Here is a 14,671-nt window from a genome sequence, read left to right on the forward strand (position 1 = left end):
CACCGCCACCCTTGCCTCGCAAGCTCGGCCAGGGAACCCTGGCGGCGTGGGCCCAGCAGTTGTTGTCGTTATGAGCCTTCAAAACGACACTTACTGCGAGCTAGTTGGGCCTGGACGCGCGGCTGGATGAACGCCCTGCTAGATCATCGTCATGACTGTTGCAGGATCGGACAGGATAGCGCCCAGGTCGGCCAGGAATTTCGAGCCTTGTTCGCCGTCCACCAGCCGGTGGTCGAAGGACAGGCTCAGTGACATCACCTGGCGCACCGCGAGTTCGTCGTTGTGCACCCACGGGGCCTTGCGCACCGATCCCAACGCGACGATGGCAGCCTCGCCCGGGTTCAAGATGGGGGTTCCGGCGTCGATCCCGAACACGCCGATGTTCGTGATCGAAATGGTTCCGCCGGTCAGATCTGCCGGGGAAGTCTTGCCTGAACGTGCCGTGTCCGTGAGTTCGGACAAAGCCGTAGACAATTCGAGCAGCGTCATCTTGTCCGCGTCTTTGATGTTGGGAACAGTCAGTCCCCGCGGCGTGGCGGCGGCGATCCCCAGGTTCACATAGTTGAACTGCACGATCTCCTGTGCGGCCTCGTCCCAGCGGGAGTTCAGCGTCGGGTTCCTGCGCAGGGCAGTCAGCACGGCCTTGGCTGCGATGGTCAAGGGTGTGAGCTTGTACCCGGCAAATTCGCGGCTGGCCTTGAGCCGCGTCAACAGTTCCATGGTGGGCGTGACGTCAACGGTCAGGAACTCCGTCACATGCGGAGCCGTGAAGGCGCTTTGCACCATGGCAGCGGCTGTGAACTTCCGGACTCCCTTGATAGGTGTGCGGGTCTCGCGTTCAGCGGAGACCCCGACGGCGGGCGCAGCGACCGGTGCGACCTCGGGAGCCGAAACCTCCGCCTGGGATCCGGCCGCGAAGTCCTGGACATCCGAACGGGTGATCAGGCCTCCCGGCCCGGTTCCCCTGACCAACTCGAGGTCGATTCCGAGATCCCTCGCGAACTTGCGGACCGGCGGGGTAGACCGTGGACGCTCATGCTCCACCGTCGGCTCGGCGGGCATCGCGAGCCGTGCGGGCTGTTCAACCGCGGGAACGGGCTCGACGGCGGGAACCGGTTCCCGGGCGGCCTCGCGTTCGCCGGTGCTTCCGTCATAGGACCGCTGGCGTCGGGCCGGCCGTCCTGACTTTTCGACTACGGCGCCATAGCCTACGAGGTTGGGCTCGCGCTTCGCCGCGGTCTCCGCGGGGCTTTCCACGGATGCGCCCGCACCGGGACCGGCAACAGCGGAAGGCGAGGCTCCGGCGTCGTCGACTTCAAAGGAGACGATCGGCTTGCCGACCTCGACAACCGAACCGGCCTGTTCGTGCAAGGCGGCCACGGTTCCGGCGAAGGGCGAAGGCAACTCGACCACGGCCTTGGCCGTCTCGACCTCGGCAATGACCTGGTTCAAGGTCACAGTGTCCCCCACCGCGACCTTCCAGCTGAGAATTTCCGACTCAGTGAGTCCCTCGCCGAGGTCGGGCAGCCTGAATTCCTTGATCATGGTGGCGCTCATCCTTCCAGCCCGCTCAGGGAGTTGCCGCGGCCGAGAGCGCGGTCCACACCGTCAAGAATCCTGTCCAGATCAGGCAGATGGTGCATCTCGAGCTTTGAGTACGGGTACGGGATGTCGAATCCCGTGATCCGGACCGGCGCCGATTCAAGGTAGTTGAAGCAGCGCTCGGTGATACTGGCGGCAATCTCCGCGCCGAGCCCGCCCGACTGCGCAGCCTCATGGGTGATGACGAGCCTGCCGGTCTTGCGGACGGACGCCTCCACGGCCTGGAAGTCGATCGGAGCCAGCGAGCGCAGGTCGATAACCTCCACGGAGACTCCTTCGTCGGCGGCGGCCATGGCGGCGTCGTTCGCGGTTTTCACGAGCGGTCCGTATGTTACCAAGGTGACGTCACTTCCTGGGGTGACCACCCTCGCCTTCTCCATGGACAGTGCCGTGGAAAGATCTGCGGTCTCATCCACTTCGCCCTTGTCGTGGTAGCGGCGCTTGGGTTCGAAGTACAGCACCGGATCGTCCGAGGCGATGGCCTGTTGGATCATAGTGTAGGCATCCTGCGGGTTGGAGACGCTGATGACGCGAAGGCCCGAAGTGTGGGTGAAGTAGGCCTCCGGGGACTCGGAGTGGTGCTCGGGTGAACCGATTCCGCCGCCGAAAGGAACGCGGATGGTGATGGGCATCTTGACGCGGCCCTGGGTCCGGTAGTGCATCTTGGCTACCTGGCTGACGATCTGGTCGAATGCCGGGTAGATGAAGCCATCGAATTGGATTTCGCAGACCGGGCGGTAGCCGCGGTAGGCCAGTCCGACGGCGGTGCCGATGATCGCGGACTCGGCCAAGGGGGTGTCGACCACCCGGTGTTTGCCGAAGTCTTTCTGGAGGCCGTCGGTGACCCGGAAAACCCCGCCGAGCGCACCGATGTCCTCACCCATGAGGACAACTTTGGGATCGTTTTCGAGGGACTTGCGCAGGCCGGCGTTGATGGCGCGGGCGAAGGTCAGCTTGCTCATCAGAGTGCACCTTCCTGGGTTGATCCGCTGAAGCTTTCCAAATAGCGGGAGTAGTGGTCCTTCTGGCGTTCGATCCAGGAGTTGGGCGTGCTGTAAACGTGCTTGAAGAGGTCCAGCGGCGCGGGATCGGGCATGTTGATGACTCCTGCGCGCAAGTTCCTTGCCACCTCATCCGCTTTGGCCTGGGTCTTGGCTTCGACCTCTTCCGTCAGGAGGCCCTTGGTGCGAAGCAGCGCCTTGAGCCGGGCAATCGGGTCCTTGGCTGCCCAGTCCTCAAGCTCATTGGCGTCGCGGTAGCGGGTGGGATCGTCCGCCGTCGTGTGCGGGCCCATGCGATAAGTCACCGCTTCGATGAACGTCGGTCCGCCGCCCTTGCGGGCCCGGTCCAGCGCAATGCGCGTGACGGCCAAAACAGCCAGGACGTCGTTCCCGTCGACCCGCATGCTGGGGATTCCGAAGCCCGAGGCACGATCGGCGATCTGGATGTGGGACTGAATCCGGACGGGTTCGGAGATGGCCCAGTGGTTGTTCTGGCAGATGAAGACCACGGGCACTTGGAAGCTCGCCGCGAAGACCATTGCCTCGTTGACATCGCCTTCGCTCGTGGCGCCATCGCCGAAGAGTGCAACCGCTACCGAGTCGGCGCCGTCGTGCTGGATACCCATGGCGTAGCCGGTTGCGTGCAGCGATTGCGAGCCGATGATGATCTGTTGGGTGGCGATGTTGTGGCGGTACGGGTCCCAGCCGGAGGAGGCATTGCCGCGCCAGGCACGGACCAAGTCGGTGGGCTCCACACCGCGGCAGTAGGCCACGCCGTTGTCCCGGTAGCTGGGGAAGACAAAGTCGTCGTCCCTGAGGGCCCGGCCCGCACCGATCTGCGATGCTTCCTGGCCTAGCAGCGGCGGCCACAGAGCCAGCTCGCCTTGACGTTGCAAGGCGGTGGCCTCGGCGTCGATGCGGCGGATGACCATCATGTCTTCATACAGCGAGCACAGTTGCTCGTCCGTGACATCGCTGACCCAGAGATCGAACTCCGGGTGGCTGATGCGTTCCCCTTCCGGGGAAATCAGTTGGACCAGATCCCCGCCGGTCCGACGCGGGCTTGCTGCACTGATTCCGGGATTCGGAGCCTTGTAGGCGTCCTGGCCGGGTTCGTCCGTCAACACAGTTGATCGCACCTTTCAGCTCGTGCTCGCAGGCCTTTTGGAGGACTTGTGATCCAGCCGCGGGCCAGCATCCGGGCGTCGTCGCCTGGATTAATTGTGACCCTACTCACAATGCTCATTGGGTACAACCACCGTTGAAAATTCTGCGCATTCTGCCCTATCTGGGCGGTGGCTACCGTGCTAACGTTGCGCATTATGCAAGCTTTAGATGGCACCGACACACGCCTGCTTTCGGCCATGGCGAAGGACCCCCGCGGCACCGTTGTCGCCTTGGCACAGAAGCTGGGACTATCGCGGAATACGGTCCAGGCACGGATGGCCCAACTGGAAAAGAAGCATGCGTTCCTCTCCTTCGAACGGCGCATCAACCCCGCCGCCCTTGGCTACCCCCTCATGGCCTTCATCTCAGTGCATGTGCAGCAGCAAAAGCTTGGACAGCTCGCCTTGGACCTCGCCGAAATACCGGAAATCCTGGAGGGATACGGCCTGACCGGTTCGGCCGATCTGCTGTTGCGGGTGGTGGCGCTCGACGCCGAGGATCTGTTCCGGATCAACGGCAAGATCCTTGCGTGCGACGGAGTGGAACGAACGGACACCGCCATGTCCATGGGCGAATTGATTCCCTTCCGGGTGCAGCCGTTGCTGAACCGGAACACCAAGAAGGCGCTCCGCACAGGCTGAGCCCGGTAACCTCGAAAAAATTTGTCCCATCCCACCCATCCATAGCGCCGGGTGGTCCGAATCTCTGGTTGAGAGCCCCGTCCGGGGTTTCGAACACAGGCCGGATACAAAACCGGCCATACCGGAAGGTTTGGACCATGCGCACTTCGCCCAACCGCCTGATCGCCACCATCTTTGGAGCCGTCTACCTGCTCGTGGGTGTCGTTGGATTCTTCGTCACCTCGGGAATTGGATTCTTCGCCACCGAGGGTGCCAATCTGATCATCTTTGCGGTAAACCCCCTGCACAACATCATCCACCTCGCCATTGGCGCCGCCCTGCTCTACGCGGGCATGAACAGCACCGTGCTGTCCAAGACCATCAACACCACGGTCGGCGCGGTCTACCTGCTTGTCGGCATCCTCGGACTGTTCCTCGTGGGCTCCGCACTGAACATCATTGCCCTTAACGGCGCAGACAACGTCCTGCACTTGGCAAGCGCTGTGGTGCTCCTCGGCATCGGCCTCTCGCAGGACAAGGTTCCGGCCACCACCGCCAGGGCCCACGTCTAGAAGACGCCGCAAACCCGGAAGGAGCCGTCCGTGTCAGCTCAAGCAGCGACGTCCGTAGGACCCACCGCCGGGGCATCCCTCACCCTGTTTTCGTGTTTCGCGGGAATGGGGGCCGGCCTCGTGGAGCTTTCCATCGCATCCAGCTACATTTCGGGCCGGGGACCACTTGTGTGGGCGGGCGGCATCTTCGCGGCCTGGGGCCTGGCGCTTCTCGCCAGCTCGATTGGCAGCCTCCAACGGGGGCGGCTCCGGTTCCGTAAACCAACAACCCTGGGCCTCCTCGCGGCCGTGCTGGTCCACGTCGGATTCCTGGTTGCCGGTATGGCCCAAAGAGTGCTCGACGGCGGGCATCTGGCAGCTCTGTTCCTGGTCCTGATGGCACTGGGATCCTCTGCCTGGCTCGCCCGAAGGTTCCGCGACGACGTCGGCGGAGTAGCGCAGGCTCCCCCGCGGGCCGGCGCGCTTTTGGGCGCAGCCTTTGCCGCCGCCGTCGTGGTCGCAGCAATTACGACACCGGGGCTCGCCGCCTCGGTAGCCGGAGCGCACGCCGTCCCCCACGGAGAGCACTCCCTGCCGGGCGGCCACAACCACTAAGCCCGGATGCTCGCTCACCTTTGGTTGAAAAATGGGAATCCCTCCTGCAGATCTTTCTGCAGGAGGGATCCGCCATTTGGCCTTGTTTGTGAACGAGCGTCACGCCGAACGGCCCGATATGTGAGCGAGCGTCGGACCGGTACTCCTAGTGGTTCACCGCTTTCTCGGCTCCGACGCCGGTCAGGGAACGGACTTCCATCTCGGCCTGCTTCGCGCTGTCTTCGCGCCGCTTGTCCACCACGGTTCCGAGCCAGCCAAGCAGGAAGGCAAGCGGAATGGACACGATTCCGGGATTGCTCAACGGGAAGACCGCGAAGTTGGCACCCGGGATCATGGACGTCTTGGCACCGGAAACAACCGGCGACAAGGCAATCAGGATAATGGCCGCAGAGAGTCCGCCGTACATGCTCCAGGTGGCGCCCTGGGTGGTGAACTTCTTCCAGAACAGGGAGTAGACGATGGTCGGCAAATTGGCCGATGCCGCCACGGCGAAGGCGAGCGCCACGAGGAAGGCTACGTTCTGGCCATTGGCGAAAATACCGCCGAGGATCGCAAGGATCCCGATGACCACCACAGTCCGCCGGGCCACCTTGACCTCGGTCCCGGCGTCGGCCTTGCCCTTCGAAATAACGTTCGCATAGATATCGTGGGCGAACGACGCCGCTGCCGTGATGGTCAAGCCGGCCACCACCGCAAGGATGGTGGCGAACGCTACGGCCGAGATGAAGCCCAGCAGCAACGGCCCGCCCAAGTGGAACGCGAGGAGCGGTGCAGCGGAGTTCACACCGCCGGGGGCCGACTTGATGGTGTCGGCTCCGACGAGGGCTGCCGCGCCGTAGCCGAGGACAAGGGTAAACAAGTAGAACAACCCGATCAGCCAGATGGACCAGACCACCGATTTGCGGGCTTCTTTGGCCGTGGGCACCGTGTAGAAGCGCATCAGCACGTGTGGCAGTGCGGCCGTGCCGAGGACGAGCGCCATCCCAAGGGACAGGAAGTCGAGCTTGGAAGTGTCGGTCTTGCCGTACTGCAGGCCGGGATTGAGCACGTTGGGGTTCTTTGCGGTGTCCGCCGCAGCACCCAACAGGTTGGACAGGTTGAAGCCGTAGATGGACAGCACCCACAGCGTCATGACGGCCGCACCGCAGATGAGCAGCACGGCCTTGATGATCTGGACCCAGGTGGTGCCCTTCATTCCGCCGATCAGCACGTACATGATCATGAGGGCGCCGACGACGACGATCACCAGGGCTTGTCCGCCCCAGTCGCTGATGCCCAGCAGCAAGGAGATGAGGCTTCCGGCGCCGGCCATCTGCGCCAGCAGGTAGAAAAAGCAGACGGCCAGGGTGGACAGGGCCGCGGCGATCCGCACCGGGCGCTGGCGCAGCCGGAAGGAAAGCACATCGGCCATGGTGAATTTGCCCGTGTTGCGCAGCAGTTCGGCAACAAGCAGCAACGCCACAAGCCACGCCACGAGGAACCCGATGGAGTAGAGGAAACCGTCGTAGCCGTTGACGGCGATTGCCCCGGTGATCCCCAGGAAGGAGGCGGCGGAGAGGTAGTCTCCGGCGATGGCGGTGCCGTTCTGCGAACCGGTGAACGAGCGCCCGGCGGCATAGTAGTCGGCAGCCGTTTTGTTGTTCCGGCTGGCCCGGAAAACGATCACCATGGTGACCAGGACGAACAGGGCGAAGATGCCCATGTTCAACAGAGTGGTGTCCTTCAGAGCGGCAACGTTGACCATCGGGACCATGGCGCTCATTTTGCTGCCCCTCTCACGGTGCTGCCCTTGTCGAACTCGTGGCCCTCGATCTCATTCCGGATTTCCGCGGCGATCGGGTCCAGCTTCCGGTTGGAGTAGTGAACGTACCAAGCCGTAATTCCGAAAGTTGAGACGAACTGCAGCAGGCCCAGGACCAGGCCGACATTGATGTTGCCCCACAGCTTGGTGGACATGAAGCCCACCGCGTAGTCAGCCAGCAGGACGTAGGCGAAGTACCAAAGCAGGAATGCAATGGCCATTGGAAAAACAAAACTACGGTGGCGCTTGCGGAGCTCCTGAAACTGCCCCGTTTGCTGGACTTCCTGGAAATCAACGGACGCCGCTGCGTCCGGTGTCTGGGCCTCGTTACCCATGGCTTCCTCCTGGTTGTGGGTGTCTCCATCGACCACGCACTCCTGGCCGATGTGACTGGAATCACTATCCGCCGGGCAACTGCACCACTTCCAGATTCACCGGCATAGGCGTCGCCCAGCGGACACGTTGCTGCGCCGAACGGCGGGTTCGCTAGTCTTGCTCCATGCCGGATTCCCCGCTCGTCACCGCCGCCGCCATTGCGGTCATCGTGCTCGCTGTGGCGGTCGTCGTCGGGGTGGGCCTCAAGGTGATCCGTTCCTTCCGCGAGCTGGGAACCGACGCCGAGAGGGCCACGTACCAAACCCTGCATGCGGCGTCGCGCGCGGGACAGTACCTGCGCACCGGGCTCCACGCGGCGGGAGCGGGCAAGGCGAGCAAGCAATTGCGTTCCCTGCTTGGCTGCGACGCCCTCGCCATTACGGACACCGAGTCCGTTCTCGCGTGGGATGGCGCGGCGGAAGAACTCAAAGCCGCCCTGATGGAGCTCGCCTCGGGAGTTCTCGCCGACGGACGGACCGTGGTTGTCCCGGCGTCGCACGCACTGAACGCCGTCGTGGCGCCGATCAGGGCCGGAAACCGCGTGGTGGGGGCGGTCGCGGCCTTCGCCCCGCAAGCCGGCGCCGGGCTGGTCCGGGCGACAAGCGAGCTGGCCGACTGGGTGGCTGTGCAAGTGGAATTGGCCGAACTCGACGCTTCCCGCACCTTGCTCATGGAGGCCGAAGTCCGGGCCCTGCGCGCACAGATCAGCCCCCATTTCATCTACAACTCGCTCAACGCCATTGCCTCGTTCATCAACACCGATCCCGCCAGGGCCAGGGAGTTGGTGGTCGAGTTCGCGGATTTCACCCGGTACTCCTTCCGCCGCCACGGGGATTTCACCACCTTGGCGGAGGAACTCCGGAGCATCGACCGCTACCTGCTGTTGGAGAAGGCACGCTTCGGAGACCGCGTTCAAGTGAGCCTCAGGATCGCGCCCGAAGTCCTGAGCACGGTGATTCCCTTCCTGAGCCTGCAACCGCTCGTGGAAAACGCCGTGCGCCATGGGCTTGAAGCGAAGGAAGGACCGGGCCACATCACCATCTGCGCAAACGACTCCGGGGCCTTCGCGGAGGTCACCATCGAGGACGACGGCGTAGGCATTGATCCGGAACACCTGCGCTCGGTCCTGGCGGGGCACGCAGACGGCGACCATGTTGGACTGCGAAACGTCGATGCCCGCCTTCGGCAGGTCTACGGAGACGAACACGGCCTCGTCATCGAGACCGCGCCGGGAGAGGGCACCTTGATCACTATCCGCGTCCCGAAGTCCCAGCCGAGCCATGATGCCTGAGGCTAATCTATAACCATGATCAACGTACTCGTCGCCGACGACGAGCTCCCCGCCGTTGAAGAGCTCGCCTTCCTGCTGGGCCGGGACGAGCGCATCGGCGCCATCCACCGTGCAGCCTCGGGTGCCGAAGCCCTCAGCGCCCTCGAAACGGAATCTGTGGACGCGGTCTTCCTGGACATCCACATGCCCGCGCTTTCCGGTTTGGACATCGCCCGTGCCATCGCGCGCAGCCCCCGCCCTCCCGCCGTCGTCTTCGTCACCGCCGACGAAGACTGTGCGCTCGAGGCGTTCGAACTGGCCGCCGTCGACTACCTGCTCAAGCCGGTGCGTGCCGAGCGCCTGGCGCGGTCCATCGGCCGCATCAGCGAGCTCATGAAGGACGGCAGCAAGGTGCCCGAGATGATCACGGTTGACCAAGGCGGAACAACCCGGATGATCCGGAGGGACGATGTCAGCTACGTCCAGGCCCAGGGAGACTACGCCCGGCTGCACACCGCGGAGGCGAGCTACCTGATCCGGGTACCCCTGAGCGATCTCGAACAGCAGTGGGCGGACGCCGGATTCATCCGCATCCACCGTTCCTATTTGATGTCACTGAACCATGTGGGGCACATGAAACTGGCCGCCGCACGCCCCAGCGTCACTGTCGCCGGAGCCGAACTGCCGATCAGCCGCAGGCACCTTCCGTCCGTGCGGGACAAGCTCGAGGCCACCCGGATCCGGCCACAAGGATGACCCGGGTCAGGGTCACGGCCCCGCAATCAATTGCCAGGGTAGCCCCCAAACGTCCGTACCATTCGCGGGAAGCTGCCGAGGACTCCGACGTCGGGCAGGTCTTCGTCCGGTCACTCATCCGTTCGCAATTGCGCCTAGCTTTGGTGGTGGCTTCCGGATTCCTGCTGGTGCTGGCCGCCTACGGCTCCATGGTGGCGCTGGTCCCTCAGCTCGCGCAGATGCGGATTCTCGGCCTCCCCGTAAATTGGATCATCCTCGGAGTGGCGCTCTATCCGGTGATCGGCCTGAGCGCATGGCTGTACAACCGCTCCGCGGCAAGGAACGAAGCCCGCTACCGCGATCTTGTGGAGGAGAAGTGAATCCCGCCGTCGGGCTCGCCGCATTTCTGGGCGTGGCGCTCGCGACGGCGGGAATCGGCTTCTACGGCCTGCGCATTTCGCGTACCACTGGCGACTTTTACGTGGCATCGCGCACTGTCCGGCCATGGTGGAATGCCTCGGCGATCGGCGGCGAATACTTGTCGGCCGCGAGCTTCCTGGGGGTCGCGGGGCTGATCCTGCTGACGGGAACGGACGCTCTCTGGTTCCCCGTGGGCTACACGGCCGGCTACCTGATGCTCTTGCTGTTCGTGGCCGCCCCCTTGCGCCGGTCGGGTGCCTACACGATCCCGGATTTCACGGAGGCCAGGCTCGAGTCGAAAGCCGTCCGCCGCGTCACGAGCCTTGTGGTGGTTGCCGTCGGGTGGCTCTATATCGTGCCGCAGTTGCAGGGCGCCGGGCTCACCATCCGGATCAGCACGGGATTGCCTTCGTGGGTGGGCTCCATCGCCGTCGTGGCGGTGGTCTGCATGACGGTAGTGGCTGGTGGCATGCGTTCCATCACCTTCGTCCAGGCTTTCCAATACTGGCTCAAGCTGACGGCTTTGGCGGTGCCTGTGGTGTTCCTGCTGCTGAACCAGACGGGCGGCGGCTCAGCGGTCCTGGCGGAGGCGTCCAGCAATCCCACGGGCCTTCAGGCGGCAGGGCTCTACCAGACTGTCTCGCTCTTGGTGGCGCTCCTTTTCGGAACGCTGGGACTCCCCCACGTCCTTGTCCGCTTTTACACCAACCCGGACGGCCAATCGGCGCGCCGAACCACCCTCATCGTGTTGGGCCTGCTGTCGGTCTTCTATTTGTTCCCGACGGCGTTCGGCCTGCTCGGGCGGGTCTTCGCGCCTGAGCTCGCAAGCAACGGACGGCCCGACGCCTTGGTCCTGCTGTTGCCTGGAAAGCTGCTGGGTGGGGTGCCCGGCGATCTCCTGTCGGCATTGGTGGTTGCGGGTGCGTTTGCGGCGTTCCTCTCGACAACCTCGGGATTGGTGGTTTCGCTGGCCGGCGTCATCAGCCAGGACCTTCTTGGCGGGAGCGTGCGCGGATTCCGGGTGGCCGCCCTCCTTGCCGCCGTCGTCCCCCTGGTTTTTGCGTTCACCACGGATTCGATGGCCTTGGCCGGCAGCGTAGGGCTGGTGTTCGCTTTCACGGCGTCCACCATTTGTCCCGTCCTGCTTTTGGGCATCTGGTGGCGTGGCCTGAGCGACACAGGCGCGATTGCAGGCATGCTGACGGGAGCCGTCCTTTGCGGCGGTGCGCTGGTATCGGGCACGATCATCGGTTCCGCTGCGCCCGGATGGCTTGCCCAGCCCGCGGCTTGGACCGTGCCGGCCGCGTTTGCCGTGATGGTGCTCGTCTCACGGGCAACGAAACACCGGGTCCCCGGGACCGTGACCCGCCTGATGACCAGGCTTCACGTCCCGGAACGGCCGGTGGCCACCGAACGCCAGCTCCGCTGAGGTCCGCGGAGCGCGGCGGAGCCGGCGCCCCGCACACCGAGGGCGAGGCGCCCGCCTGGGTTTTGCTAGTCGATCGCCGCCATGAGTTCGACGACCCGGTCGAGGAAGGCATCAACCTGCGCCTCTTCGTAGCCGTCGCGCCCGCGGGCCTCGGAGAAAGCCGCTCGGCGGACGTTGTCGACGCTCAGCGGTTTGTCGTTTTCCAGGTAACCGATCAGGGAGACGCACAAGGCATCGACCTCGGCGATGTTGTAGCTGCGCGCACGCTTCTTGTCGGGCCGCCGGAAACGTTCGCCATCGGGCCGGTGCAAACGGCCGCGCAACACCCCGGAGAGTTTGCCGATCTTCAGCAACCAGGCTTCCTCGCCTTCGGCCGCTATCAGCTCGTCACGTTCACGTCGGGCGAAGGCATCTTCGAGGCGGTCCAATGCGGCGTCCACAGCGTTGGCGTCGTAGCCGCCCTTGACAGGATCAAACGAAACCGCGCGGACATCGGTGCTGCCGATTTTCTCGGCTGCCTCGGCCCTGTTTTCAAACGACAACCGGGCGCGCTGGAAGAACTGGTCGACTTGCTTTGCGTTGTAGCCGTACCTGCTGTGCGCCACGCGCTCAAATGCTGCGGGGATCTGGCGACGAATGTCCACTGCCACTGCTTTCCTTCTGGGTGGTTGTCAGGCGCCGCTCAACAGCGCGTAAAGAATAAATGCTGCCGGCGCCGCGAAGACGATCGAGTCGAGGCGGTCCATGACCCCGCCGTGTCCGGGCAGGATGCTACTCATGTCTTTCACGCCAAGTTCCCGTTTGACCATGGATTCCGCGAGGTCACCTGCGGTAGCCGCGGCCACCATGCCCACGGCGAGCACCACACCGACCCACCACGGCCTATCCAGCACGAAAATGCTGGCGAGGATCCCGATGACCATGGCACCTGCCACCGAGCCAGCGAACCCTTCCCAGGTCTTTTTGGGACTGATCTTGGGAGCCATCGGATGCTTCCCGAAGAGTGCCCCCACGAGGTACCCGAAAGTATCGTTGGACACTACCAGCAACAGCATGACGGCGATCTGCCAGGCACCCGCCGGAACCTGCCCGGCGGGCCAGGGACCCGCCGTCGTCGCTCCCCCGCCTGCATGGAGGGGCAGGATGGCAAAGCTGATCAGGAAAGGCACCCAGGCAAGCGTGAAAATTCCGGAGAAGACGCTGCGCGGAGCTCCGGCAGCGCTTTCAAGGGAACGCCAAAGCAGGACGGCCGTGCTGCTGAGCACCATCGCGAAGAGCAGGCTTTCGGTGCCACCGAAGTACGCCGCGAGCGGCATCGCCACGGTACCGGTCAGCACGGGAATGATCGGCATCCTGGTGCCCTGGCCTTCGAGAGCACGGAAAATTTCCCACACGCCGAGGACCGCAAACGCGGTGGTCAGGAGAACGAACCCCAACGGCAGGAACAGCAGGCCGCCGAGGACGGCGAAGAGCATGGCGAGCCCGACGCCGATGGCGGCCGGAAGGTTCCGGCCTGCCTTGGGCGTCGGGTTGCCGCGTTGGCGTCTGGCGCGTGTGGGAATCCCCCGCGCGGGCGCCGGCTCAGCCTCGCTCATCAGACCTCGAGCAGCTCGGCTTCCTTGCGCTTGAGGAGCTCGTCGATACCGTCGACGTGTGCCTTGGTGATGGCGTCGAGTTCCTTTTCGCCACGGGCACCCTCGTCTTCGCCGGCTTCGCCGTCCTTGACGAGCTTGTCCAGGGCGTCCTTGGCCTTGCGTCGGATGCTTCGGATGGAAACCTTTGCGTCCTCACCCTTGCCCTTGACGATCTTGACGTATTCCTTGCGGCGTTCCTGGGTGAGCTCCGGGATGGTGATCCGGATGACGTTGCCGTCGTTGGACGGATTGGCGCCAACCTCGGAGTCGCTCAGGGCCCTTTCGATGTCGCGCATTGAGGTCTTGTCAAAGGGCGTGATGAGGATGGTCCTGGCGTCCGGAATAGCGAAGGAAGCCAGCTGCTGCAGCGGTGTGGGGGTGCCGTAGTATTCCACGATCACCTTGTTGTAGAGTCCGGGGTTCGCGCGACCGGTACGGATCGACGCGAAATCCTCCTTGGCTACCTCGACCGCCTTGTCCATCTTTTCCCCGGCTTCGAGCAAGGTTTCTTCGATCACGGTTTCTCCTCAGAAATAGTCGCGCCCCGGTCCACGGGCCGCAATGCACAATAAATTTCCGCCCCTGCGGGCGGAAGAGTCCTAGAAATATCCTAGCCCTTGCTAGGGGGTGACCAGGGTGCCCAGCTTTTCGCCGAGGATGGCCCGGGTGACGTTCCCTTCGCCTTCCATGCCGAAGACAACCATGGACAAATCGTTGTCCTTGCACATGGTCATGGCGGTCTGGTCCATGACGCGGATGTCACGGCGCAGGGCCTCGTCGTAGCTGAGCTTTTCGAGCTTCTCGGCCGTGGGATCCTTCTTGGGGTCCGCGGTGTAGACGCCGTCCACACCGCTCTTTGCCATGAGCACGACGTCGGCATGCACTTCGAGTGCGCGCTGGGCGGCCACGGTGTCGGTGGAGAAGTACGGAAGGCCTGCGCCTGCGCCGAAGATGACAACGCGGCCTTTTTCCATGTGGCGGATGGCACGGCGCGGAATGTAGGCCTCGGCTACCTGTCCCATGGTGATGGCGCTCTGGACGCGGGTCTCGACGCCCGCTTGCTCCAGGAAGTCCTGCAGGGCCAGGCAGTTCATGACAGTGCCGAGCATTCCCATGTAGTCGGCGCGGGAGCGGTCCATGCCGCTCTGGGACAGTTCGGCGCCGCGGAAGAAGTTACCGCCGCCGACGACGATTGCCACCTCGACCTCGGAAACCGCAGCGGCGATCTGCTTGGCGATGGCGCGGACGGTTTCCGGGTCCACACCAAGCTTTCCGCCGCCGATGACCTCGCCGGACAGCTTCAGCAGCACACGACGACGGGTCTTCTCCGGATGGATTGCAGTGTTCTCGGTTTCCATGGTGCCTTCCCGTTTGTGGACTCTGGCTAGATTATCTTGCTGGGGGCCGGGCAGAAAGCTGCCGGCTGTAGATGCGCTCGTTTGCGGGCCTGC

At 64.0% G+C, this 14,671-nt stretch carries 17 protein-coding genes; 8 read left to right on the plus strand and 9 right to left on the minus strand.

All coding sequences use genetic code 11. The annotated features are described in order from the left end of the window. Positions 1-138: 138 nt before the first annotated feature. Genes ACFVTG_RS20575 through pdhA form a run of 3 tightly spaced genes read right to left on the minus strand, consistent with a single transcriptional unit; the run spans position 139 to position 3,730 of the window. Positions 139-1,557, minus strand: coding sequence for a dihydrolipoamide acetyltransferase family protein (locus ACFVTG_RS20575; protein ID WP_390282704.1), 1,419 nt, complete (start codon positions 1,555-1,557; stop codon positions 139-141). After that, complete coding sequence (locus ACFVTG_RS20580) at positions 1,554-2,564, minus strand: alpha-ketoacid dehydrogenase subunit beta (protein WP_236816599.1); 1,011 nt, start codon at positions 2,562-2,564, stop codon at positions 1,554-1,556. The genes ACFVTG_RS20575 and ACFVTG_RS20580 overlap by 4 nt, the downstream gene beginning before the upstream one ends. Then, complete coding sequence (pdhA, locus tag ACFVTG_RS20585) at positions 2,564-3,730, minus strand: pyruvate dehydrogenase (acetyl-transferring) E1 component subunit alpha (protein ID WP_390282705.1); 1,167 nt, start codon at positions 3,728-3,730, stop codon at positions 2,564-2,566. The genes ACFVTG_RS20580 and pdhA overlap by 1 nt, the downstream gene beginning before the upstream one ends. A gap of 195 nt (positions 3,731-3,925) precedes the next feature. Here pdhA and ACFVTG_RS20590 point away from each other — a divergent pair, with 195 nt between their 5' ends. From ACFVTG_RS20590 to ACFVTG_RS20600, 3 genes are all read left to right on the plus strand, one after another. Then, the gene (locus ACFVTG_RS20590) at positions 3,926-4,411 is read left to right on the plus strand and encodes an Lrp/AsnC family transcriptional regulator (protein WP_078105724.1); all 486 of its coding nucleotides are present in this window, start codon (positions 3,926-3,928) and stop codon (positions 4,409-4,411) included. A gap of 137 nt (positions 4,412-4,548) precedes the next feature. Then, complete coding sequence (locus ACFVTG_RS20595) at positions 4,549-4,962, plus strand: DUF4383 domain-containing protein (RefSeq protein WP_059387837.1); 414 nt, start codon at positions 4,549-4,551, stop codon at positions 4,960-4,962. Positions 4,963-4,992: 30 nt separating this feature from the next. Further along, complete coding sequence (locus ACFVTG_RS20600; protein WP_345449760.1) at positions 4,993-5,556, plus strand: hypothetical protein; 564 nt, start codon at positions 4,993-4,995, stop codon at positions 5,554-5,556. Positions 5,557-5,701: 145 nt separating this feature from the next. On the opposite strand, the gene ACFVTG_RS20605 is transcribed toward ACFVTG_RS20600, so the two are convergent. Together ACFVTG_RS20605 and ACFVTG_RS20610 are read right to left on the minus strand one after the other, a co-directional pair. Beyond that, complete coding sequence (locus ACFVTG_RS20605; protein ID WP_390282706.1) at positions 5,702-7,318, minus strand: cation acetate symporter; 1,617 nt, start codon at positions 7,316-7,318, stop codon at positions 5,702-5,704. Continuing rightward, positions 7,315-7,692 carry a DUF485 domain-containing protein gene (locus ACFVTG_RS20610; RefSeq protein WP_284983984.1) on the minus strand — a complete coding sequence of 126 codons (378 nt, stop codon included), beginning with the start codon at positions 7,690-7,692 and terminating at the stop codon, positions 7,315-7,317. Before ACFVTG_RS20610 ends, ACFVTG_RS20605 begins: the two co-directional genes overlap by 4 nt. On the opposite strand from ACFVTG_RS20610, the gene ACFVTG_RS20615 reads away from it, so the two are divergent. The 5 genes from ACFVTG_RS20615 to ACFVTG_RS20635 are packed head-to-tail and all read left to right on the plus strand — an operon-like array spanning position 7,597 to position 11,586. Further along, positions 7,597-7,800: a hypothetical protein gene (locus tag ACFVTG_RS20615; RefSeq protein WP_390282743.1), complete on the plus strand. Its 204-nt coding sequence runs from the start codon at positions 7,597-7,599 to the stop codon at positions 7,798-7,800. The two genes, ACFVTG_RS20610 and ACFVTG_RS20615, sit on opposite strands and share 96 nt — an antisense overlap. A gap of 56 nt (positions 7,801-7,856) precedes the next feature. Next, positions 7,857-9,023 (plus strand): histidine kinase, encoded by a 1,167-nt coding sequence (locus tag ACFVTG_RS20620; protein ID WP_284752657.1) that lies wholly within the window; start codon positions 7,857-7,859, stop codon positions 9,021-9,023. 15 nt (positions 9,024-9,038) lie between these two features. Continuing rightward, positions 9,039-9,758 (plus strand): LytR/AlgR family response regulator transcription factor, encoded by a 720-nt coding sequence (locus tag ACFVTG_RS20625; RefSeq protein ID WP_390282707.1) that lies wholly within the window; start codon positions 9,039-9,041, stop codon positions 9,756-9,758. Then, complete coding sequence (locus ACFVTG_RS20630; RefSeq protein WP_390282708.1) at positions 9,755-10,117, plus strand: hypothetical protein; 363 nt, start codon at positions 9,755-9,757, stop codon at positions 10,115-10,117. Before ACFVTG_RS20625 ends, ACFVTG_RS20630 begins: the two co-directional genes overlap by 4 nt. Continuing rightward, a complete protein-coding gene (locus tag ACFVTG_RS20635) occupies positions 10,114-11,586 on the plus strand; it encodes a cation acetate symporter (protein WP_284752654.1) in 1,473 nt (490 codons plus the stop codon). Before ACFVTG_RS20630 ends, ACFVTG_RS20635 begins: the two co-directional genes overlap by 4 nt. Before the next feature lie 65 nt (positions 11,587-11,651). Here the strand turns inward: ACFVTG_RS20635 and ACFVTG_RS20640 are convergent, their stop codons facing one another. The 4 genes from ACFVTG_RS20640 to pyrH form a co-directional block, all read right to left on the minus strand. Next, complete coding sequence (locus ACFVTG_RS20640) at positions 11,652-12,236, minus strand: DivIVA domain-containing protein (RefSeq protein WP_284752653.1); 585 nt, start codon at positions 12,234-12,236, stop codon at positions 11,652-11,654. A gap of 21 nt (positions 12,237-12,257) precedes the next feature. Further along, positions 12,258-13,181: a phosphatidate cytidylyltransferase gene (locus ACFVTG_RS20645; RefSeq protein ID WP_390282709.1), complete on the minus strand. Its 924-nt coding sequence runs from the start codon at positions 13,179-13,181 to the stop codon at positions 12,258-12,260. Beyond that, the gene (gene frr, locus ACFVTG_RS20650) at positions 13,181-13,738 is read right to left on the minus strand and encodes a ribosome recycling factor (RefSeq protein ID WP_078105729.1); all 558 of its coding nucleotides are present in this window, start codon (positions 13,736-13,738) and stop codon (positions 13,181-13,183) included. The genes ACFVTG_RS20645 and frr overlap by 1 nt, the downstream gene beginning before the upstream one ends. Positions 13,739-13,840: 102 nt before the next feature. Continuing rightward, entirely contained in the window at positions 13,841-14,578 is a 738-nt protein-coding gene (gene pyrH, locus ACFVTG_RS20655; RefSeq protein WP_284752651.1) for a UMP kinase, read from the minus strand. Positions 14,579-14,671: the final 93 nt, after the last annotated feature.

It is taken from the genome of Arthrobacter sp. NPDC058127 (assembly GCF_042884555.1).
In the GTDB taxonomy this organism is placed as follows: Bacteria; Actinomycetota; Actinomycetes; order Actinomycetales; family Micrococcaceae; genus Arthrobacter.

Coding starts and splice junctions, on each gene's coding strand:
- ACFVTG_RS20590 (WP_078105724.1), top strand. CDS start 3,926: ATGCAAGCTTTAGATGGCACCGACACACGCCTGCTTTCGGCCATGGCG.
- ACFVTG_RS20595 (WP_059387837.1), top strand. CDS start 4,549: ATGCGCACTTCGCCCAACCGCCTGATCGCCACCATCTTTGGAGCCGTC.
- pyrH (WP_284752651.1), bottom strand. CDS start 14,578: ATGGAAACCGAGAACACTGCAATCCATCCGGAGAAGACCCGTCGTCGT.
- ACFVTG_RS20630 (WP_390282708.1), top strand. CDS start 9,755: ATGACCCGGGTCAGGGTCACGGCCCCGCAATCAATTGCCAGGGTAGCC.
- ACFVTG_RS20620 (WP_284752657.1), top strand. CDS start 7,857: ATGCCGGATTCCCCGCTCGTCACCGCCGCCGCCATTGCGGTCATCGTG.
- ACFVTG_RS20610 (WP_284983984.1), bottom strand. CDS start 7,692: ATGGGTAACGAGGCCCAGACACCGGACGCAGCGGCGTCCGTTGATTTC.
- ACFVTG_RS20575 (WP_390282704.1), bottom strand. CDS start 1,557: ATGAGCGCCACCATGATCAAGGAATTCAGGCTGCCCGACCTCGGCGAG.
- ACFVTG_RS20645 (WP_390282709.1), bottom strand. CDS start 13,181: ATGAGCGAGGCTGAGCCGGCGCCCGCGCGGGGGATTCCCACACGCGCC.
- ACFVTG_RS20605 (WP_390282706.1), bottom strand. CDS start 7,318: ATGAGCGCCATGGTCCCGATGGTCAACGTTGCCGCTCTGAAGGACACC.
- ACFVTG_RS20580 (WP_236816599.1), bottom strand. CDS start 2,564: ATGAGCAAGCTGACCTTCGCCCGCGCCATCAACGCCGGCCTGCGCAAG.
- ACFVTG_RS20625 (WP_390282707.1), top strand. CDS start 9,039: ATGATCAACGTACTCGTCGCCGACGACGAGCTCCCCGCCGTTGAAGAG.